Here is a 21,210-nt window from a genome sequence, read left to right as displayed (position 1 = left end):
CACTTACTCCACTTGCGCGACGGCGGCGTTGATCCGCGCGATCGCCTCGGTCAGCACCTCTTGGCTGGTCGCGGTCGAGATGCGGAAGTAGGGGGACAGTCCATAGGCGACACCAGGCACCGACGCCACCCGGCCTTCGTTGAGAAGATAATTCGAGACGGCCGCGTCGTCCTCCAGCACGACCCCCTTGGGCGTCTTGCGGCCGATCAGGCTGGCGCAGCCGATATAGGCGTAGAAAGCGCCTTCCGGCGGCGACAACGTCAGGCCGTTGATCTTGCGGATGCCGTCGACGACCAGGTCGCGGCGCGCCTCGAACGCCTGGCGGAAGCGGGCGACCTCGTCCTGCGGGCCGTTGAGCGCGGCGACCGTCGCTGCCTGCGCGATCGAGCAAACCGAGGTGCAGGACTGGCTCTGGATGGTCAACATCGCCTTGAGAAGCGGCGTCGGCCCGGCCGCGTAGCCGACGCGCCAGCCGGTCATCGCGTAGGATTTCGAAACGCCGTTGACGATCAGCATGCGCTCCTTGAGCTCGGGGCAGGCCTTGCCGAAGGAAACGAACTCGCGTCCGTCGAACAGGATGTGCTCGTAGATCTCGTCGGAAAGGATGAGCACCTGCGGATGCTTCGCCAGCACCGCGCCCAGCGCCTTCAGATCGGATTGCGAATAAACCGCGCCGGACGGGTTGCCCGGCATGTTGAGGAAGAGCCACTTCGTTCTCGGCGTGATCGCCTTTTCCAAGAGCGCCGGCGTCAGCCGGAAGCCGCTGATCTCCGGGCATTCGACGACGACTGGCGCACCGCCGAGCAGCTTCACCATCTCGGGGTAGGAAACGAAGTAGGGCGCCGGCAGAATCGCCTCGTCGCCGGTTTCCAGTGTCGCCATCAGCGCGTTGAAGATGATCTGCTTGGCGCCGTTGGCGACGACGATATCATCGGCGGTGTAATCCAGCCCGTTCTCGCGGCGGAATTTGCCGGCTATGGCTTCGCGCACTTCGACCGTGCCGGCAGCGGCCGTATAGAGCGTCTGGCCGGCCTTGGCGGCGAAATGAGCGGCATCGATGATATGATGCGGTGTCGGAAAATCGGGCTCGCCCAGGCCGAGATCGATCACGTCGACGCCCTTGGCGCGCAGCGCCTTGGCGGCCTGCGAGGCCGCCATCGAAGCCGAAGGCTTCACCGCCGACAGGCGCGAGGCAACATAGCTCATCGGTCGTTCTCCGTGATGTAGCCCTTGGATCGGTCATTGGCCCGCGCGGCCGCGTCGCGCCTGGCCGGATCGCCATAGCCGCCGCCGCCCGGCAGTTCGAGGATCAGCCGGCGCCCTGCCGGCACATGCTGCCAGCCCTTGGGACGCATCCTGGTGCCATCGTCCAGCTTGACCACGCCAGCGACGCCCGGCTTGCCGCCGTTGCGGCCGTGGGCCGGATGATTGACGCGGTCGAACATGGCCGAAAAGTCGAACTCGTGGCCGTCGGTCGCTGCGATCTCGATGACCTGTCCAAGGCCGCCGCGGAATTCGCCGTCGCCGCCGGAGTTGGGCCGCAGCTCCTTGCGCCAGATGACGATCGGCCCGGTATGTTCGGTCGCCTCGATCGGCATGGTGTGCACGCCGGACGGGAAGGCCGTGGCCGACAAGCCGTCAAGCTCGGGGCGGGCGCCCATACCGCCGGAGTTGAACATCAGCACCTCGGCGCGTCGGCCGGACGCGCCTGAAACTGGGCGCGCCGAAATATGGATGTTCCAGAGCGCGCCGGCGCCTTCGGCGAGGATTTTTCCGGGCAATGCCTTGGAAAAGGCGCCGAGCACCAGATCGGGAACCATGTGGCCGAAAATATGCCTGAGCGCCACCGGCGCCGGCCGCACCGCGTTGAGGATGTTGACAGGCGAGGATACGGTGAAGAAGGCCAGCGAGGCGGCATTGTTGGGAATGTCGGGCGCCACCATGCATTTCAGCGCATAGCAGGCATAGGCCTTGCTGTAGATGATCGGGCAGTTGATGCCCCAGCGGCTCATCGGATCGGTGCCGGTGAAATCGACCTCGACATGGTCGTCGCGGACCGAGACCGTGGCTGCAAGCTTGACCGGCTCGTCGTAGCCGTCGGTCACCAGCTCGTTCGACCAGCTTCCCTTCGGCAGCGCCTCGATGCGTTCGAGCATCGCGTCGCGGGTGCGCGAGAAGATGAAGTCGCCGAGCCCGTCGAGCGACGCCAGGCCGATCTCCTTCATCATGTCGACCAGGCGCCGGTGGCCGACCTCGTTGCAGGCGGCCAAGGAATAGAAATCGCCGACGACCTGATTGGGCTCGCGGACATTGGCGCGCAGGATGCGGACGAGATCGAGATTGACTTTGCCCTTTTCCGCGAACTTCATGATCGGGATTTGGATGCCTTCCTCATAGACCGACTTGCCGTCGGCGCCGAAGCCGCGGCCGCCGACATCGACGACATGCGCGGTGCAGGCGAAGAAGGCCACGAGCTCGCCGTTGAGGAAGGACGGCGACACCATGGTGATGTCGTGCAGGTGGCCGGTGCCGAGCCAAGGGTCGTTGGTGACATAGGTGTCGCCTTCGAACATCTCCTCGCGCGGGATTGCGTGCATGAAATGCAGCACCGCCTCGGCCATGGTGTTGACGTGGCCGGGCGTGCCGGTCACCGCCTGCGCCAGCATCTGGCCGCGCGGATCGAACACGCCGGCCGACAGGTCGCCGGATTCGCGCACGGAGGTCGAGAAGGCAGTGCGCAGCAAAGTGAGCGCCTGCTCCTCGACCACCGAGATCAACCGGTTCCACATGACCTGCATGCGGATTTCGCCAATATCGCTCATGCCTGGCTGCCTTTGCGGATCAGGAGTATCGCGCCTTCGCTCTGGATGACGGCGTCGAAGCTGGTGGTGACGACGGTGGACGTCTCGCGCTCCACGATGACTGCCGGACCGGCGACGCGATCGCCGGCGCAGAGCGTGTCACGCTCGACAATGCCATAGCTGCGCGGCGCGCCGCTGACCGGATCGAACACCGCGCGCGCCGTTGTCGGCTCGCTGGTCTTCTTGCCGATGATGAGCTCATGTCTTGCGCCTGGGGGCCGAACGTCCGTCGCCTTGACCGACCAGGTGACGATCTCGATCTCCAAACCGTCGAGGCCTTCGATGGCGCGGCCGAAGAAGCGCTGGTAATTCGCCTCGAACAGTTGCTTGAGTCTGGCCACGGCATCGTCGCCGAACGGTTCGTCCGCCAGCGGCACGGGGATTTCCCAGCCCTGGCCGGCATAGCGCATGAAGGCGGTGATCTCGCAGACGATTTTTCCGCTGGCGCCGGTGCGCACGAAACCCTCGGCGGAGGCTTTGAGGTCGGCGAGGAGTGCGTTGACTTCGGCCGGCTTGAAGCGCGACAGGCGCGTCAGCTTCGACGCCAAGGCTTCGTAGCCGAACGGCGCCTTGAGGAAGCCGATCGCCGACCCGACGCCGGCGCCGCGCGGCACGATGCATTGGTCGATGCCGAGCTTTTCGCAAAGCCTTGCGGCGTGAAGCGGGGCGGCACCGCCGAACGCGATCATCAGATTGTCGGAGATGTTCTTGCCGTTTTCGACCGCGTGGACGCGGGCGGCATTCGCCATGTTCTCGTCCACCACCTCGCAGATGCCGAAGGCGGTCGCGATGGCATTCAGCGACAGGCGCTCGCCGACATCGCGCAGGATCGCCTGCTCGGACGCGGCAGTGTCGAGCTTGATCGCGCCGCCGGCAAAATTGTCGGGGTCCAGCTTGCCGAGCACGAGGTCGGCGTCGGTGATCGCCGGACGCTTGCCGCCGCGGCCGTAGCAGGCGGGGCCGGGTTCAGAGCCGGCGCTTTCCGGTCCGGTCTGGATGCGGCCCATGGCGTCGACCCACGCGATCGAGCCGCCGCCGGCGCCGATCTCGATCATCTCGATCACCGGGATGGAGATCGGCATGCCCGAGCCCTTCGAAAAGCGGTAGGTGCGGGCTACTTCGAAGGTCCGCGCCGTGCGCGGCGCAAAATCCTCGATCAGGCAGATCTTGGCGGTGGTGCCGCCCATGTCATAGGAGACGACCTTTTCGAGCCCGAAGCGTCGGGCGATGTCGGCAGCGAAAATGGCGCCTCCCGCAGGGCCGGATTCGACCAGGCGAACCGGGAATTCCGAAGCAGTCTCGACCGAGATCAGGCCGCCGCCCGAATGGATCATGAAGACCGGGCAGTCGGCGCCCATGTCCTTCAGCCGCGTCTGCAGGCGGGCGAGGTAGTCAGCCATCTGCGGCCGCACATAGGCGTTGGCGCAGACCGTGTTGAAGCGCTCGAACTCGCGCATCTGGGGCGAGACCTCGGCGCTGATCGAAATCGGAATGGTGAGTTTCCTGGAGAGGATCTCGCGGGCGCGACGCTCGTGGTCGGGGTTGGCGTAGGCGTGGATGAAGCCGATCGCCACCGAGCCGAAATTGCCGGCAGCGATCCGGTCGGCGATCTCCTCGAGCGCGGCTTCGTCGAGCGGCTGCAGCTCCTGTCCCTCGGCGCCGATGCGGCCCCTGACCGTGAAGCGGTCCTCGCGCGAGATCAGCGGCGTCGGCAGTTGCAGGTTCAGATCATACTGCTCGAAGCGGTTCTCCGTCCGCATCTCGATCACATCGCGAAAACCTTCGGTCGTGATCAGCGCTGTCCTGGCGCCGCGCCGCTCGATCAGCGCATTGGTGGCGAGCGTCGTGCCGTGGATGATGATGCCGATCTCGGCTGCAGAAATTCCGGCATCGCGGATCACCACGTCGATACCGTCGAGGATCGCCTGCTCGGGCGCCGCATAATTGGTCAGCACCTTGGTCGAAAACATCGTTCCCCTGACATCGAGCGCGATGTCGGTGAAGGTGCCGCCAATGTCGGCGCCGAGACGGATGTCGTCTGATCTGGAGGTCATGCCTTGGCCTTCTGCGAAGCGAGCGCGGCGTCGCGCATCTGGGAAAGGGTTTGCCGGGGCGTGAGCGCTTCGGGCGAGATGGCGATGTCGAGGACGGCGCCCGTTGTCGAGGCGAGCGCCCGGTCGAAGGCGGCGGCGAAATCCCCGGTCGATTCGACGCGCTCGGCGTGAAAACCATAGGCCTTTGCCAGTGCCACGAAGTCCGGGTTTTCCAGCGAGGTGCCGGAGACGCGGGCCGGATAGTTGCGTTCCTGATGCGCGCGGATCGTACCGTAAATGCCGTTGTTGATGATGAGCACGATCGGCTGCGCGCCGGCCTGCATGGCGGTGCCGAGCTCCTGGCAATTCATCTGAAAGTCGCCGTCGCCGGCAAAGCAGACGACAGTGCGGTCCGGATAGGCGACCTTCGCGGCGACTGCCGCCGGCAGGCCGTAGCCCATGGCGCCGGATTGCGGCGCGAGCAGCCGCGCCTGCGGTCCGAACTTGAAGAACTTGTTCGGCCATACGGTGAAATTGCCGGCGCCGTTGGTGAGGATGACGTCGGCCGGCAAGGTCTCGCGCAGCCAGGCGCTGACCGCGACCATGTCGACCGGGCCGGGCTGTACGGGTGCCGCGAAGGCGCCTTCATAGGCCTTGCGCGCCGCCGCCCGCCAGTCGGCCCAGCCACCCTTCACCGGGGACAGGGCCCTGGCGAAAGCATTCGGGCCGGCGTGGATACCGATCGCGGGCACATAGATCTTGCCGATCTCGCGGTCGGAGCCGTGCGCATGGATCAGCTTCTGGCGCGGCACCGGAACGTCGAGCAGCGTGTAGCCGTCCGTCGTCATCTCGCCGAAGCGGACATTGACGGCCAGAATCACGTCCGCATCGCGGATCAGCGTCTTGACATGCGCCACCATGCCGACGCCGGCTTCGCCGACGAATACCGGCGAATGGTTGTCGAACTGGTCCTGGTAGCGGAAGGCGGCAACCACAGGGATGTCTGAAGCCTCGGCGAAGGCCTGGAGCGCGGCGCGTCCATCGGTCGTCCAGTTGGCGCCACCCATGAGCAGCACCGGCTTCTCTGCCGCAGCCAGCATCTCAAGCGCCGCCGCGACGGCATCCCGCGACGGAGCGGCTTCGAAAATCGAAGCAGGGCCGCTGAGCGGCGCGGCCTCGGTCATGGTCGCCAGCATGTCTTCGGGCAGCGCGACGACGACGGGGCCGGGCCGGCCGGTCAAGGCGGTGGTCCAGGCGCGCGCTACGATCTCGGGAAGTCGCGCAACGTCGTCGATCTCGACCGCCCATTTTGCGACGGTCCCGTAGACCGCCCGGTAATCGATCTCCTGGAAGGCTTCGCGGCCTTTCATGTCGGTGCCGACCTGGCCGACGAAGAGGATCATGGGCGAGGAGTCCTGCATGGCGGTGTGGACGCCGATGCTGGCATTGGTCACGCCCGGGCCACGCGTCACGAAGCAGATGCCCGGTGTGCCCGTCAGCTTGCCATAGGCGGAAGCCATGAAGGCCGCGCCGCCTTCGTTGCGGCAAAGCACGTAGTCGAGCTTGCCATGGGTATCGTGCAGCGCGTCGAGGACGGCCAGATAGCTCTCGCCGGGAACGCCAAAGCTCTTGATGGCACCCAAGGCAATGAGGCACTCGACAAGAAGGCGACCGCCATTGCGGACCATGCTTCGACATCCTCTTAAAGCTGGCGGCAAGCGGACCGGGCCTGCCCTTGCAACTATACCTGCACTGCGGCGGGCCGGCGCGAAATCAAGAAATGCGATCCATACGAAAGTTTTTCTTTGCTATGGAATCCGAACCAGAACACCGGGGTTCATCGTAGCCTGCGGATCGAATGCGCGCTTGAGCCGCGCCATGAGGCTACGCTCGGTGGAGCCGCGGTTACGGTCGGCCATGGCGATCTTGGCGCGGCCGAGCCCATGCTCGGCGGCAAAGCTGCCGCCCATGTCGGTGGCTAAGGCAGCCAGCGCCTCGGCGAATGCCCCAGCCTTGCCGTCGAAATCGGCGCGGCCTTCCGGCGGCGACAGATTGTAGTGGATGTTGCCGTCGCCGAGATGGCCGAACGGGTTGATCCGCACGCCGGGAAGAATGTCGTGGCATAGTTTCGCGCCGGCCTCGATGAAGCGCGCGATCGCGCGCGGCGGCACGGAGATGTCGTGCTTGAGCTGCTCGCCCTCCAGCCGCTGGCCCTCCGGCTGCTCCTCGCGCAAGCGCCAGAACTGCGCCCGTTGCGCGCCCGAATTGGCCAGCGCGCCATCCACGACCAGGCCTTGCTCCATGCCCCATTCCAGCGCCGAAGCCAGGATCTCGTCGAGGGGGACGCGCGTCGAGCCCGACGCCACTTCGACGAGCAGATAGACGTCGCCCCTCGTCTCCAGCTGATAGGCAAGATCCGGCAGATGCTTGAGCGCGAGCGTCAGGCCGACGTCCGAGAAGAACTCGAGGCCGGCCAGGAATTCTCCGGCCTCGCCGCGCAGGAAGGCGCCGAAGGACACGGCGGCGGCGAAATCGGACATCACCAAGAGCGCGCTCGCCTGCTGCTTTGGCGTGGGATAGAGCCGAAGCACGGCGCGCGTCACGATGCCGAGCGTGCCTTCCGAACCGCAGAACAGCTTGCGCAGCTGATAGCCGGCATTGTCCTTCTGCACGGCGCGAAGACCGTCCCACACCGTGCCGTCCGGCATCACGACCTCGAGGCCGAGCACCAGATCCTGCATCATGCCGAAGCGAAACGCCTGGCTGCCGCCGGCATTGGTGCCGATCAGGCCGCCGATCCTGGCGCTGCCTTCGGCCCCGAGATGCATCGGAAACATCAGGCCATGCGGTTCCAGCGCCTCATGCAGCGCGGCAAGCACGACGCCCGCGTCGACGATGATCGATCCGCTCTCCGGGTCCGGTTCGCCGATCGCCGTCATGCGTGAAAGCGAGACGATCGCCGCGTTCGCCCGATCGGCGACGGCGCCGCCGCACAGGCCGGTGTTCCCGCCTTGCGGGATCACCGCCACGCCTGCCTCCCTGCATATGTTTACGACTGCCGCCACCTCCGCGGTGCTGGCAGGCCTGGCAATCCCAAGAGGCGCTACGCCATAGCGGTTGAGCCAATCGCGGTGGTAGGGTTCGGCATCACCACCGGAAAGCCAGCCTTTCGGCCCGAGGATTGCCTGCAATGCGATAACGAGATCAGCCATCTGGGTACCTGAGATGTGGATGAGCCGCGTATAGACAGTAAGGCCGTACGGCTCAATGACCCAGGACCTGCGACAGGAATTGTCGCGTGCGCTCGTTCCGGCAAGAGGTGAAGAACTCCTCCGGCGGCGCCTCCTCGACGATCTCTCCGCCGTCCATGAAGACCACCCGGTCGGCGACACGCCGCGCAAAGCCCATCTCATGCGTGACGCAGATCATCGTCATGCCGTCGGAGGCGAGCGTCACCATCACGTCCAGCACCTCCGATATCATTTCCGGATCGAGCGCCGAGGTCGGCTCGTCGAAAAGCATGATCTGCGGCTGCATGCAAAGCGCCCGCGCAATCGCCACACGCTGCTGCTGGCCGCCGGAGAGCTGGCCGGGAAACTTCATCGCCTGCTCGGGGATGCGGACCTTCTCAAGATAGCGCCGGGCAGTCGCCTCCGCTTCCGTGCGCGGCAGCTTGCGCACGATCATCGGCGCGATCATGCAGTTCTCCAGCACCGTCATATGCGGGAACAGGTTGAAGTGCTGGAACACCATGCCGACTTCGCGCCTGATCCCGTCGATGTTGGCGACATCGTCGTTGATCTCGGTGCCGAGCACGGTGATGCGGCCGCCATCGTGCTGCTCGAGCCGGTTGATGCAGCGAATCATGGTGGACTTGCCGGAGCCGGAAGGACCGCAGACGACGATCCTTTCGCCCCGCCCGACGGACAGGTTCACCTTCCGCAGCGCATCGAATGTCCCATAGTGTTTGTCGAGGTTTTCGATGCGGACCGCCGGTCCGGAAGCTTTGCCCGGATTCATGTCTACCACCTCCTCACCGTTCACCGACCGACATGCGGCGCTCGAGGAAGGCGCCGTAGCGGGACAGGCTGAAGACGAAGACGAAGTAGATGAAGGCGATGAAGGCGTAAACCTCGACATAGGCGAAGCGCCATTCGCCGGTGCCGTAGGCGGCGTTGCCGGAGGCCAGGATCTCGAAGAAGCCGACGATGACCACCAGCGAGGTTTCCTTGAACGAGATCACGAACTGGTTGATCGTCGCCGGCAGCGCGTTGCGCATAGCCTGCGGCAGAAGGATGCGGCCGATACGCTGCCAGTAGCTCATGCCGAGAGCCATGGCGGCTTCTTCCTGTCCCGCCGGCACGCCTTGCATGCCGCCCCGCACGATCTCGGCCTGGTAGGCCGAGAAGAACAGGGCGGAGCCGAGGATGACCCGATAGAGCTTGTCGCCCACCAGCCATTGCGGCAGCGCGAAGGGCAGGACGATGGCGAAGGTGAACAGGATCGAGATCAGCGGCAGCGATCGGACCCCGTCGATGATGAGGGCGGTGGTCCGCGATATCCAGGGAAGTTCCGAGCGCCGCAGCAGAGCCAGGCAGATCGCCAGCGGGAAGCCGATCAGACAGGTGGTGACGAAGATGAAGAGGGTCAGCGCCAGGCCGCCCCAGGCTTCCTCGCCGACATAGGGCAGTCCAAGCACGCCGCCCTTCATCAGCACATAATAGAGGGCCGTGCCTGCTCCCCAGACGAGCGCGATGCGGCGGCCCATCCAGAAGGCCGGGATGCAGCTCAGCACCGTCATCACCACGACGGCCACACAGGCCAGCGCCGAGCGCCACTGCTCCTCGAAGGGATAGAGGCCGAAGAAGATAATGCGCCACCTTGCCGCGATGACAGACCAGCAGGCGCCGGCCGCCGCCTGGCAGGCCTCGGGTCCGCCGCTGGTCGTGAATACGGCCGAGAAGACTGCCCAGCTGAGCAGCTTCCAGACGACGAACGCCATGATCGCCAGCGACATCAGCGATAGCAGCGCCTGGAGCGGCGTCGCGAAGAAGCGGCGCTTCAGGTCTTCGACCTTCCCCGGGGCAGGGGGAGCGACAACGACCATCTCCATCTCTCACGCCCTCAGTTGATTGCCCTTCAGGGCAATGGCTTTGTTGATGCGGTTGAAGATGGCGGCAAGGGTGAGGTTGATGGCGAGGAAACCTGCCATCAGGATGCCGATGGTTTCCAGCGTCTGGCCGGAATGGTTGATGGTCAGTGCCACGATCATGAAGAAATCGGTGAAGCCGACGGCGATGCCCATGGTCGTCGCCTTCATCAGCCAGACATACTGGTTGGCGAGGATCGGCAGCATGGCGCGCAGCGCCAGCGGCAACCGCACAAGCGTGAACACGCGCCACGGGCTCAAGCCCAGCGAAAGCGCCGCTTCCATCTGGCCTTTGCCTACCGCCTTGAAGCCGCCGCGCACGATCTCGGCGATGTAGGAACCGCCATAGATGGCGATGGCGATCGCCAGCGCGGAAAACTCCGGCGGAATACGCAGGCCTCCCTTGAGATTCAGGCCTTGCAAGGCGGGGAAGTCGAGAAGTGGCAGGTCCGGCAAGCGACCGAGCGCCAGGATGACGGCGGCGGTGGCCAGCGCCGCCGCCGCCGCAGCCAGTTGAATGCCGAGCCGCTCGCCGAATGGTTGGCCAAGGCGCGACGTCCTGCCCAGCCAGACGGGAAGCGCGATTGCCGCGATAACGGCAAGTATCGCCGCCGCAAACGCGATGGCCCCGACATTGGGGATCGGCAAGTAGAGGCCGCGGCTGGTCAGCAGCATGCCGAATGCCTCATGCGCAGCGCGCGGCGTCGGCAGGTGCGTGATGACGGCGTACCAGAAGAAGACCTGGAGGATCAGCGGGATGTTGCGGAAAATATCGACATAGGTGCGGCCAAGCAGCCGCGCCAATTCGTTCGAGGACGTTCGTGCCAGGCCGACGATCGTTCCGACCAGCGTCGCCAGCATCAGCCCGACGGTGCCGAGGAACAGCGTGTTGATGATGCCGATGAGGAAGAACCACCAATAGGGATCGTTGGCCGTGGCGGGCAGCAGCGAGAAGTTCACGTCCCAGCCCGTTGACTTGTAGAGGAAGTCGAAGCCGGAGGTGATCCCTTGCTCGGCAAGGTTGCGCCGGGCGATGACCACGCCGGCGAGCACAAGCGCCGTAAGCGCGCCGACATAGAGAACCTGCAACAGCGCGTTGCGGACCTTCTGATTTCTCAGCAGGCTGACCATCGACCTATCTTTCTCGAATTGCTGCCGGCTCCGCCCGGCGCAAGCCAAGCGGAGCCCAGAGCAGGATAACTTCAGACGCGGATCAGTCGATCACCAAGGGGATCAATCGATCACCAGCGGGAACAGGACGCCGCCATTGTTCCACAGGTTGGTCAGCTCGCGATCCATCTTGTAGGGCGAATCCTTGCCGAGATCGCGATCGAAGATCTCGCCGTAATTGCCGACCTTCTTGATGACGTTGTAGGCCCAGTCGTCGGAAAGCCCGAGACCCTTGCCCATGCCCGGCGTGACGCCGAGGAATTTCGCCACCTGCGGCGAGGTCGGCTTGGCCTTGATCTCGTCGACATTCTTGGAGGTGATGCCTTCCTGCTCGGCGAAGATCAGGGTGCTCAGCGTCCAGTTGGCGATGTCCACCCAGTTGTCGTCGCCTTGGCGCATGATCATCACCTCGGGCTCGACCGCGAGCACGTCGGGCAGGATCACATGATCTTCGACCTTGCTCTTGGCGATGCGGGCGATGGCCAGCGTCGGACCCCACTGCGCATAGAGATCGCAGCGGCCGGAGAAATAGGCTTGTTCCAGCTCTTCGGTCTTTTCGATCAGCACCGGCTCGAGCTTGATGCCGAGCTTCTGGGCGTAGGCGGCGACCTGCTGCTCCTGCGAGGTGCCGGCGGGGATGCAGATCGTGCCACCATTGGCGTCCTTGAGCGACTTCAGGTTCAGCTCCTTATGCGCCATCACCTTGGTGGTTCCGAGGTAATAGGACATGGAGAATTGCAGGCCGAGCTCGGTGTCGCGGCTGAGCGTGCCGCCCGAGGCCTTGATGATGATGTCGACGTCGCCCGACTGGAGCGACGGCCAGCGCTGCGCCCAGCTGATCGGAACGATCTTCAGCTTCGCCGGATCGCCGAACACGGCCGTGGCCACCGCCTTGCAGAGGTCGATGTCCATGCCCTTCCAGTTGCCCTTATCGTCCACCTCGGCAAAGCCGAGATAGGAGCCGTCATGGCCGGTGCAGTTGAGCACGCCGCGCGCCTTGACGGTTTCGAGCGTCTTGCCGCCGGCGGCTTCAGCGGGTGCGGCCAGATGAACGAGGCCCAGGGCCATAGCGGCGGCCCCCCATTTGATCATTTTCATTTTGATTGTCTCCACTGTTGAGGTTGTTCCGTTTCTTGTTGTTGGAGCCCGTAGGATGCCTTTCGGAGCTCGGTCTCTAAGCCGCTTGTCAGTCGGAAAGCGGGGTCGGTTTCGGCAAGGAGATCTTGAGGTCGCTGCGCCAATCCTCCTGGGCTAGCCATCGATGGAGCGCGGCCACAGCCTTCACACGCAGATGCCCACGCGGGACGACGAGGTAGAAGCCCGGGACTTCTTCCGGCTTCATATCGGCGATGGCGTCGCGGCCGATCGGCGCGACCAGCGCGCCAGAGCGAAAATCCTCCTCGGCGTCGATGACGGAGACGAGGCCGACGCCGATGCCCTGCAAGGTCGCACGGCGCATCGTCGCCGCGTCGTCGAAGCTGATGCTGCGGTCGCCGTCGGTCAGCTCCACGCCGAGGTGCCGCAATATGTCCGGCCACAGGCGCTTCGACTTGACCGTGTCGAGCAGCGTGAAACGCGTCAGGTCGTGCGCCGACTTGATCTTCTCGCCGATCGCCGGCGTGCAGCAGATAATCTTCGGGTCAGGCACCAGCAGCGTGACCTCGTAGTCGGGCCAGTTGCCGTAGCCCCACTGTACCGTCATATCGATATCGTCGCGGCCGAAGTCGGGCAGGTCGACCATCGTGGTCAGGCGCAGGTCCGCTCCCGGCAGCATCTCGCGGAACAGCGAAAGCCTTGGCAGCAGGTAATGCGTCGCGAAATACGGGCTCGCATTGAGGTTGATGCGGTCGCGGTAGTTCGACTTGGTGACGCGGCGCACGCCTTCGGAGAACTCGTCGAAGCCCGCCTTGACGTAGTGCGAGAGCAGGATCGCCGACTCGGTCAATTCGATGGACCGGCCCCTGCGCTCGAACAGCGTCACCTGAAGCGTGTCTTCCAGCAGCTTGATCTGCTGCCCGACCGCCTGCGGCGTGACCAGGAGCTCGTCGGCCGCCTGCCGGAAGCTCTTGTGCTGCGCGACGGCGTGGAAGACGCGAAGCGCATTCAGCGAAGGAAGGCGAAGCTTGCCGGTCATGGTAATTCCGCCTCCTTCGTTCGAGCTCCGTCGATCATGCACTGCCATATGTCCAGCGGCGCCAGGCCGCCGGGACGCTATGCGTAGATGTAACCGCCTGAAACGATTACGTTTTCTCCGGTCATGTAGGTGTTCTTCGGGCCGCCGGTCATCAGTACCCATTCGGCGATCTCGGTGGGCTCGGCGCCACGGCCGAGCGGACTTGCCTTGGCCAGTTCCTCGAGGAAGCCGAGTGCCTTGGCCTTCTCGGTGGCCATGCCGGCCGGCGCCACGGAGTTCACCAGGATGCCGTCCTTGGCGGCATAGTGCGCGAAGGACCGCGTCAGGCTGACGACGGCTGCCTTCGTTGCAGCATAGTGGGCGTTCTGCGGATGCGCCTTGAAGGCGTCGACCGAGGTCAGGTTCACGATCCGCCCGCGCACATGATCCTTCGGCTCTTGCGCCTGCATATGGCGGACTGCCGCCACCATCATATGGTAGGTGCCCTTGATGTTGATGCCGTTTGAGGCGTCCCACTCGGCGTCGGTGATCTCGAGCAGCGGCCGACGCGGATAGATGGCGGCGCAGTTGATCAGCGTGTCGACGCGCCCGAGCTTGGCCACGATGGCGTCGAAGGCGGCGTGGCATTGCGGACCGACCTGGATGTCGCCAGTCGCCGCCGCGGTCGGCAGGCCCTTAGCCTTCGCCGGTTCGAGCGCGCCCTCCGCGGCCTGCTGGTTGATGTCGATGATGCCGATCTTTGCCGCCCCGGCCTCGACAGCCATCTTGGCCAGGAGCGCGCCGAGGCCGGCGCCGCCACCAACGATCAGAACGGAAAGATCCTTCATTGCAGTTTTCCCTACTTGGTGCCGCTGGGCGAGGTCGGCCAGGTCGGCATGATGTCGAAACGGGTGACGTCGGCCCATGCCGGCAGCGCGAGCACCGCGACGACCATCCGGGCCACGTCGTCGGGCTGCACCACCTTGCTGGCGTACATGGCGGCGCGCGCCTTGGCGTCGAGGATGTCCTGGTAGAGCTGCGTCTCGACACGGCCGGCGACGATCTCGGTGACGCGCACGCCGGACGGGGAGAGGTCGGCGCGCAGCGCGGCGGCAAAGCCGGAGATCGCAGCCTTGGTGGCCGCATAGACGGCAATGTTGGAGAATGCGGCGTGGCCCGCGACGGAGCCGGTGAACAATATGTGCCCCGACTGCCGCTCGCGCATCTGCGGCACGACGAGGCGGGTGAGCAGGATCGCCGCGCTGAGGTTCACCTCCAGCGTGGTGTCGATGTCGGCGATCTTCATGTCGGCGAAATTGCCGAGCGGCGGCATGATGCCGGCATTGTTGATCAGCACATCGATGGTGAGATCCGCCAGCACCGCTTCCAGCGCCTCACGATCGGTGACGTCGACGGCGATGGGCACGATGCCCGGGCGCTCGGCCTGCAGGTCTTTCAGCGCCGCCTGGCTGCGGCCGGCCGCATAGACGTCGTAGCCGGCGTCGCTCAGCGCGATCGCCATCGCCCGTCCCATGCCGCTCGTCGCTCCGGTGATGAAGGCTGTCGTCACTTGGGCTTCCCCATTTGCGGCTTCCCCATTTGCCTAGTTTTCAGTGTGCGGCGCGGGCCGACGCCGCGAAACCAAGAAAACCAGCAAAAAGGAAAGATAAACTTTCGAAAGCCTTGCTGCCGACCGGAATATTCCAACCTTCCGGTGCGGCGGAAAATGCAGACAGCCCAAGGAAAACAACGTTTTCAGCGCGCGGGAGCGGGCCATTGGCCGCAAACCGAGAAAAAACACGGCTTTCGCGAACGACTGGCTTGGCGCGCGGCGGCGGGGGCGAACGACATCGAAGCCGGCCAAACTATCCGGCTGTCGGCAAGGGCTTTCTCAGGTCGGTGAAAAGCGAGGCGGCGGCGGCTTTCTGTTCTGCTTCGGTGGCCTCGATGCCTGAAGCTTTCGCCAGCGCGCGCACACGTCCCAGGCTGTTCTGCAGATGCTTGCGCATCGCCTGGCGGGCCTTGCTTGCGTCCTGCCTTTCGATGGCATCGACGATCGCTTTGTGCTCGCTATGGATGCGCGCGTAGTAGCTGTCCTTGAGCGCGGGCTCGACCACGTAGCCGAGCTGGAATCGCGGCACGATCATCGGCCCGAGATAGCTCAAGAAGCCATGGATGAATTCATTGCGCGCAGACTTGGCGATGGCGAGGTGGAAATCATAGTCGTAGTGGATCTGGACGGCGGCGGGGTCCGCATGCCGGGCGTCGATCTCATCCATCATGGCGCGGATGTCGCTTGCCTCCTTGTCGGTCCGCCGTTCCGCGCAGAGCCCGGCGGATTCCACTTCGACGCTCAATCTGAGCTCAAGCAACGCGATGGTCTCCGGCAATGTCCGCAGCGCCTCCTCCGGAATCGAGAAATTGCGCGGCGCGGGCGTTTCGCTGACGAACATGCCGCGCCCCTGTTGCGGCACAACCATGCCCTCTGAGCGCAGCCGCGCCACCGCCTCGCGCACGACGGTGCGACTGACGTCGTATTCGGCGCAAAGTTCCGCCTCCGTCGGCAGTTGAGCGCCGGGAAGCAGCGATCCGGAGCGGATCTTTTCGGACAGGCTCTCCGCCACGACGGTGGACAGCGGCTTGCGCTTCGTCATCAGTCTCCCCTCGAGCAATTCCAGGAAAAGCGTGTAGCGGTTTTCCGTCCGGAATCGCGTAGAAACAAAGAGATAGAGCGGTTCGGCGTTTCCGTGAAAAGCTGAAACGCTCGACCCAGATTCGGGATGATGCCCGAACCGGCAGGACCATTCAAACCGCCGCGGTGACGATCAGTTCGACCAGCATGCCGGGCTTGGCCATCCGGCCTTCGCCGGAGGATCGCGCCGGCGCGTGCTCCTTTGGCATCCAGGCATCCCAGACCGTGTTGACCTCGTCGAAATCGCGCACGTCGTCCAGCCACATCTGGACGTGGAGGATGCGCGTCTTGTCCGTGCCTGCCTTGGCAAGCAGCGCGTCGATCTTGCCGAGCACCTCGCGCATCTGGTCGGCCGCCGATTGGCCGGGCCGAGCGACCTGGCCGGTGAGGTAGAGCGTCCTATTGTGGATGACGCCGTGATGGATGCGGGTGTCGAAGTCGAAGCGCTGAATGTCGCTCACTTGTTCTCTCTCAGATTGCCGGCGTCTGCCGGATGGGATTGCCTTGCAGGTACTGCGCGTATGGCGCCTGCACGAGCCAGCCGGCATCGACCGGAAGCGTGACGCCGGTGATCGATGCGGCGCGGTCGGAGCAGAGAAACAAGGCAGCCTCGGCGACGTCGCGCGGCTCGACGAAGCGGCGCAGCGCAGTCGTAGCCTGGATGGCTTGCGGGTTGCGCTCGCCCTTGGCGATCTTTGCCTTCAGCCCGTCCGACAGCGTGTAGCCGGGCGCCACGGCATTGACGCGAACACCACGCGGGCCGAGCTCGGCGGCCAGCATTTGCGTCAGCGCCAGGACAGCATGCTTGCCCGGCGTGTAGGCCGGCAGCGACAGTGGTGCGAAAGAGGCAAGCGAGCCGACATTGAGGATCGCGCCGCGCCCGGCGGCCGACATCATCCGGCCGAACACCTGGCAGCCGAGCAGCGTGCCGCGATAGTTGATGCGCCACATCCGCTCGTCTTCGTCGAGATCCTGGTCGAGGACGTGCTTGCCGCTCTGCAGGATACCGGCGCAGTTGACAACGACATGCGGCGTGCCGAACGCATTGCTGACGTCTCGCGCCAAGCCTTCGACCGAGGCGGGATCGGCGACATCGGTTTGCACGAAAATGGCGCTTGGCGCGCCGGCGCTCTCGCAAGCGTCGGCGGCTTCCTTGCCTCGGACAGCATCGCGGCCGGCGACGACAACCTGATAGCTGTCCCCGGCGAAGCGCTCGGCGATCGCGCGGCCTATGCCGGACGTGCCGCCAATGACGATGGCGGTCGGTGCGTCAGCCATTGCGGCGATCCTTGCGCTCGATGTCGAAGAATTCGGCCATGGCCTCGACCTGGAAATCCATCATCGGGCGTCCCGGCTGGATGCGGCAGCCGATCTCCTTCGCCGCCTTCAGCAGCGCCGTTTCGGCTGGCTCCATGATGATGTCGACGACCGTCATCTGCGGCGTCAGCTTGCTGACGTCCATCGGCAATGGATCGCTGGCCTTCAGCCCGGACGGCGTGGCGTTGATCGCCATATCCATGCCGGACGGATCAGGTTCTCCGACCTCGATGCGGCAGTTGGGAAAAGCCTTGCCGACCAGCAAAGCGAGTTTTTGCGCGCGCTCCTTGTCGATGTCGGCCAGACGGATTTCCGCCGCGCCTTCTTCGGCAAGGCAGTAAGTCAGCGAGGCGCCGGCGCCGCCGGCGCCGACCTGGAGGATGCGCTTGCCGGTGATCCGGTGTCCGCCGGCCTTCAGTCCTTCGACGAAGCCGACGCCGTCGAAATTGTCGGCATACCAGGTGCCATCCGCCTGCCGCCGGACGGAATTCGCGCTCTGCACGCGCGAAGCGCGATCATGGGCGGCGGCGCATTTGTGGAAGACCGGAACCTTGTACGGCACCGAGATGATCACGCCCCGGATGTTCTCGGCCGCCGTGATGCCGGCCCAGAACGTGTCGAAATCCTCCGGGCGGCAACTCAGCGGCACCATCAGGCTGTCGAGCCCCTTCTGCTCGAAGATATCGTTGAAGATGCCGGGGCTTTTCGCATGGCCTACGGGATGGGCCAGCATGACGAAGACATCGGCCTTGCCGGTTCCGCGCATCATTATTCCTTTCCGTTTGAGAGTTCGTGATGACTGAGGATTTCGAGAGCTCGAACGAGTGAAGAATGGTCGGCCTCCGCGCCGCCCGCCCGGGCCGAACAGGCATTCATCAGCTGTTGTGCCGTTGCGGTGCTCGGCAAGGCAACGCCGAGCGTGCGGGCGCTTTCCAGCGCAAGATTGAGATCCTTCTGATGCAGCCGGATACGAAAACCCGGCGCGAAGCTGCGGGCGATCATGCGTTCGCCATGCACCTCCAGGACCCGTGACGAGGCGAAGCCACCCATCAGCGCGCCGCGCACCTTGGCCGGATCGCAACCGGCCTTGCTGGCGAAGACCAGCGCCTCGGCGACCGCCTCGATGTTGAGCGCGACTATGATCTGGTTGGCGATCTTGCAGGTCTGGCCGGCGCCGTTGTTTTGCCCGATCAAGGTGATGTTCTTGCCGAGCTTCTCGAAGATCGGCAGCGCCCGCTCGAACTCGGCGGCCGGCCCGCCGACCATGATGGTGAGGCTGGCCGCCTTGGCGCCGACCTCACCGCCGGAGACCGGCGCATCGAGATAGCCTGCGCCTGCCTGCCTTATCTTCGCGGCGAAGCCGGCCGTGGCGATCGGACTGATCGAGCTCATGTCGATGATCAGCTTGCCGGCCGAAATTCCTTCCAGCACGCCGTTCTGCCCGAACAGGACGCGCTCGACGTCGGGCGTGTCGGGCAGCATGGCGATGACGAACTCGGACGCCCGCGCCACTTCGGCGGGAGAGGCAACCACCGATGCGTCGAGGGCCTCCGGCAGGGGAGAGCGGTTGAGGACGGTGACGATCTCATGCCCGGCATCGGCGAGATGCCGAGCCATCGGCGCGCCCATGACGCCAAGTCCGATGAAGCCGATTTTCATAGGCAACTCCCATGCGGCGCCGAAGCGCCTTGCAGCTCAAGCTAGGCATATGATATAGGACATCATACAAATTTCAATGCACCTTCTTCACGACTGGAGACCGATCGCACATGCAGGAGCGCGTCAACTCGCTGAAGGCGGCTGTACAGGCCGGCCGGGCTCATATCGGCATCTGGTGCTCCCTGGCTTCGGCGCTCACCACCGAAGTCGTCGCAGGCTCCGGGGCGGGCTGGCTGCTGATCGATGGCGAGCACAGCCCGAACGACCTGCGCAGCATCATGGCGCAACTGCAGGTCGCGGCGGCGTTTCCCTGCGAAGCCGTGGTGCGCCTGCCATCCGACGATCCCAATCTGATGAAACAGGCGCTGGATGTCGGCGCCCGCAGCCTGATGATCCCGAATGTGCGCACGGCCGAGCAGGCGCGCGCAATCGTCGCGGCGATGACCTATGCGCCGGGCGGCTTCCGCGGTTTCTCGGTCGGCCACCGCGCCAATGCTTTCGGTCGCATCGCCGGCTACCACGCCAAGGCGCGCGAGCAGCAATTGCTTGCCGTGCAGATCGAGGACGAGGCCGGTGTGGCGAACGCCGCCGAAATCGCGGCGGTGGACGGTGTGGACGTTCTGTTCGTCGGGCCGGGCGACCTCTCCACCAATATGGGCGCGATGGGCAATCCTGGCGCCGGGCCTGTGCAGGAGGCGATATCGTCGGTACGCAAGGCCGCCGCCTCGGCAGACAAGGCCAGCGGCATCCTGGCTCCCGTGAAGGCCGATGCGGACCGCTACCTCGCCGACGGCTTCACCATGGTGGCGGTCGGTTCCGATCTCGGCCTGCTGGCGCGGGGTTCGGACGCCCTGGTCGCCTCGTTCAATCGGTAGGAATAATCATGGCAATCCCCCCTTACAAAGCACCGTCGCGCAACGCCTATGACATCGTCATCGTCGGCGGCGCGGTCGTCGGCTCGTCGACGGCCTATTGGCTGAGCCAGGCGCTGGGCAGCGGCGCTTCGATCCTCGTGGTCGAGCGCGACTCAAGCTACGAATTCTCCTCGACCGCGCTTTCCACCAGCGCGATCCGCCAGCAATATTCCAATCCGATCAATGTGAAGATCAGCCAGTTCGGCATCGAGATCATCCGTGGTTTCCAGGAGCGGATGGCCCCGTTCTACACGAACGAGCCGGCGCCCGATCTCGGCTTCAAGGAGCACGGGTATCTCTATTGCTGCTCGCCCGAGGGTGTGGAGGCGGCGCGTGAACGGGTCGAACTGCAGCGCAGCCTCGGCGCCCATACCGTCTTCCTCGAACCGGGCGCCTTGAAGGAACGTTTTCCATGGCTGAATGTCGACGATCTCGGCGGCGGTTCGTGGGGCGCTCGCGAAGAGGGCTGGTTCGACTCCATGGGCATGTTGAACGGCTTTCGCCGCGCCGCTCGGGGCAGCGGTGTCGAATATATCGACAATGCCGTGACGGCGCTGGACGTCGTTGACGGGCGGGTCGTCTCGGTGCGGCTCTCGACGGGCGAGACGGTCGCTTGCGGAACGCTGGTCAACGCGGCAGGTCCGCGAGCCCAGCAGGTCGCCGCCATGGCCGGGCTGTCCATTCCGGTCGCGCCCTACAAGCGCTACAGCTTCGTGTTCGCCAGCGCCAATGCGATCCCGGGCCGCATGCCCAATGTCATCGACCTTTCAGGCACATTCGTGCGGCCGGAGGGCGAGCTTTTCCTCACCGGCAACACGCCGCAGGGCGACGGGCCGGCCAGCTACGACGACTTCGAAATGCATTTCGAGGAGTTCGACGACCATATCTGGCCGGCGCTCTGGCACCGCATCCCGGCCTTCGACGCGCTGAAGGTGCAGACGAGCTGGACCGGCCATTACGAATACAACATGCTCGACCACAACGGCATTGTCGGCTTCCACCCGCAAGTGAAGAACTTCATGTTCGCCAACGGCTTTTCGGGGCACGGGCTGCAGCAGTCGCCGGCGGTCGGCCGTGCGGTGTCGGAGCTGATCATCCACGGCGCGTTCCAGACGCTGGACCTTTCGCCATTCTGCTATGAAAGGATCGCGCGCAACGAACCGTTCCTCGAGGAAGCGGTGATCTAGAATCATGCAGATTGCCGGATATCGCAAATCTACGGGCAGACAGACAGGGAACGAATTACAGCATGCCTGAGCGAGGCGTTCGCTGCCAATGCAAGGTCGTTACAGCGGGACGCCA

At 64.8% G+C, this 21,210-nt stretch carries 19 protein-coding genes; 2 read left to right on the top strand and 17 right to left on the bottom strand.

Going from position 1 to position 21,210, the window contains the following annotated elements; genetic code table 11:
• Positions 1-3: 3 nt before the first annotated feature.
• The 17 genes from FJ424_RS20285 to FJ424_RS20205 all read right to left on the bottom strand — a co-directional run bounded on the left by FJ424_RS20285 (position 4) and on the right by FJ424_RS20205 (position 18,994).
• A complete protein-coding gene (locus FJ424_RS20285) occupies positions 4-1,206 on the bottom strand; it encodes a pyridoxal phosphate-dependent aminotransferase (RefSeq protein ID WP_140654329.1) in 1,203 nt (400 codons plus the stop codon).
• A complete protein-coding gene (locus FJ424_RS20280; RefSeq protein WP_140654331.1) occupies positions 1,203-2,822 on the bottom strand; it encodes a hydantoinase B/oxoprolinase family protein in 1,620 nt (539 codons plus the stop codon). Before FJ424_RS20280 ends, FJ424_RS20285 begins: the two co-directional genes overlap by 4 nt.
• Positions 2,819-4,915, bottom strand: coding sequence for a hydantoinase/oxoprolinase family protein (locus tag FJ424_RS20275; protein WP_140654333.1), 2,097 nt, complete (start codon positions 4,913-4,915; stop codon positions 2,819-2,821). The genes FJ424_RS20280 and FJ424_RS20275 overlap by 4 nt, the downstream gene beginning before the upstream one ends.
• Complete coding sequence (locus FJ424_RS20270) at positions 4,912-6,582, bottom strand: thiamine pyrophosphate-binding protein (protein ID WP_140654335.1); 1,671 nt, start codon at positions 6,580-6,582, stop codon at positions 4,912-4,914. The genes FJ424_RS20275 and FJ424_RS20270 overlap by 4 nt, the downstream gene beginning before the upstream one ends.
• 120 nt (positions 6,583-6,702) lie before the next feature.
• Positions 6,703-8,106: an FAD-binding oxidoreductase gene (locus tag FJ424_RS20265; protein WP_140654337.1), complete on the bottom strand. Its 1,404-nt coding sequence runs from the start codon at positions 8,104-8,106 to the stop codon at positions 6,703-6,705.
• A gap of 52 nt (positions 8,107-8,158) precedes the next feature.
• The gene (locus FJ424_RS20260; protein ID WP_140654339.1) at positions 8,159-8,914 is read right to left on the bottom strand and encodes an amino acid ABC transporter ATP-binding protein; all 756 of its coding nucleotides are present in this window, start codon (positions 8,912-8,914) and stop codon (positions 8,159-8,161) included.
• Positions 8,915-8,927: 13 nt separating this feature from the next.
• Positions 8,928-10,007, bottom strand: a complete 1,080-nt coding sequence (locus FJ424_RS20255; RefSeq protein WP_140654341.1) for an amino acid ABC transporter permease — start codon at positions 10,005-10,007, stop codon at positions 8,928-8,930.
• A gap of 3 nt (positions 10,008-10,010) precedes the next feature.
• The gene (locus FJ424_RS20250) at positions 10,011-11,174 is read right to left on the bottom strand and encodes an ABC transporter permease subunit (protein ID WP_140654343.1); all 1,164 of its coding nucleotides are present in this window, start codon (positions 11,172-11,174) and stop codon (positions 10,011-10,013) included.
• 102 nt (positions 11,175-11,276) lie between these two features.
• The gene (locus FJ424_RS20245) at positions 11,277-12,311 is read right to left on the bottom strand and encodes an amino acid ABC transporter substrate-binding protein (protein ID WP_140654345.1); all 1,035 of its coding nucleotides are present in this window, start codon (positions 12,309-12,311) and stop codon (positions 11,277-11,279) included.
• 88 nt (positions 12,312-12,399) lie between these two features.
• The gene (locus FJ424_RS20240; RefSeq protein WP_140654347.1) at positions 12,400-13,347 is read right to left on the bottom strand and encodes a LysR substrate-binding domain-containing protein; all 948 of its coding nucleotides are present in this window, start codon (positions 13,345-13,347) and stop codon (positions 12,400-12,402) included.
• 77 nt (positions 13,348-13,424) lie between these two features.
• Positions 13,425-14,174, bottom strand: coding sequence for an SDR family oxidoreductase (locus tag FJ424_RS20235; RefSeq protein WP_140654349.1), 750 nt, complete (start codon positions 14,172-14,174; stop codon positions 13,425-13,427).
• An 11-nt stretch (positions 14,175-14,185) separates the two neighbouring features.
• Positions 14,186-14,896 carry an SDR family oxidoreductase gene (locus tag FJ424_RS20230; RefSeq protein ID WP_140654351.1) on the bottom strand — a complete coding sequence of 237 codons (711 nt, stop codon included), beginning with the start codon at positions 14,894-14,896 and terminating at the stop codon, positions 14,186-14,188.
• Positions 14,897-15,191: 295 nt separating this feature from the next.
• Positions 15,192-15,980: a FadR/GntR family transcriptional regulator gene (locus FJ424_RS20225; protein ID WP_140654353.1), complete on the bottom strand. Its 789-nt coding sequence runs from the start codon at positions 15,978-15,980 to the stop codon at positions 15,192-15,194.
• 151 nt (positions 15,981-16,131) lie between these two features.
• Positions 16,132-16,479 carry a RidA family protein gene (locus FJ424_RS20220; protein ID WP_140644669.1) on the bottom strand — a complete coding sequence of 116 codons (348 nt, stop codon included), beginning with the start codon at positions 16,477-16,479 and terminating at the stop codon, positions 16,132-16,134.
• Between the two features lie 10 nt (positions 16,480-16,489).
• The gene (locus tag FJ424_RS20215) at positions 16,490-17,296 is read right to left on the bottom strand and encodes an SDR family oxidoreductase (RefSeq protein WP_140644668.1); all 807 of its coding nucleotides are present in this window, start codon (positions 17,294-17,296) and stop codon (positions 16,490-16,492) included.
• Complete coding sequence (locus tag FJ424_RS20210) at positions 17,289-18,104, bottom strand: shikimate dehydrogenase (protein ID WP_246672376.1); 816 nt, start codon at positions 18,102-18,104, stop codon at positions 17,289-17,291. Before FJ424_RS20210 ends, FJ424_RS20215 begins: the two co-directional genes overlap by 8 nt.
• Positions 18,104-18,994 carry a 2-hydroxy-3-oxopropionate reductase gene (locus FJ424_RS20205; protein ID WP_140654355.1) on the bottom strand — a complete coding sequence of 297 codons (891 nt, stop codon included), beginning with the start codon at positions 18,992-18,994 and terminating at the stop codon, positions 18,104-18,106. Before FJ424_RS20205 ends, FJ424_RS20210 begins: the two co-directional genes overlap by 1 nt.
• A 110-nt stretch (positions 18,995-19,104) precedes the next feature.
• On the opposite strand from FJ424_RS20205, the gene FJ424_RS20200 reads away from it, so the two are divergent.
• Both FJ424_RS20200 and FJ424_RS20195 read left to right on the top strand, forming a co-directional pair.
• Positions 19,105-19,869 (top strand): aldolase/citrate lyase family protein, encoded by a 765-nt coding sequence (locus FJ424_RS20200; protein ID WP_140654357.1) that lies wholly within the window; start codon positions 19,105-19,107, stop codon positions 19,867-19,869.
• A gap of 8 nt (positions 19,870-19,877) precedes the next feature.
• Positions 19,878-21,095 carry an FAD-dependent oxidoreductase gene (locus tag FJ424_RS20195; RefSeq protein WP_140654359.1) on the top strand — a complete coding sequence of 406 codons (1,218 nt, stop codon included), beginning with the start codon at positions 19,878-19,880 and terminating at the stop codon, positions 21,093-21,095.
• Positions 21,096-21,210: the final 115 nt, after the last annotated feature.

Source organism: Mesorhizobium sp. B3-1-8 (assembly GCF_006439495.1).
Classification (GTDB): domain Bacteria; phylum Pseudomonadota; class Alphaproteobacteria; order Rhizobiales; family Rhizobiaceae; genus Mesorhizobium.
Note: the sequence above shows the minus strand (reverse complement) of the source record. Positions and strands in the feature narration are given on the sequence as shown.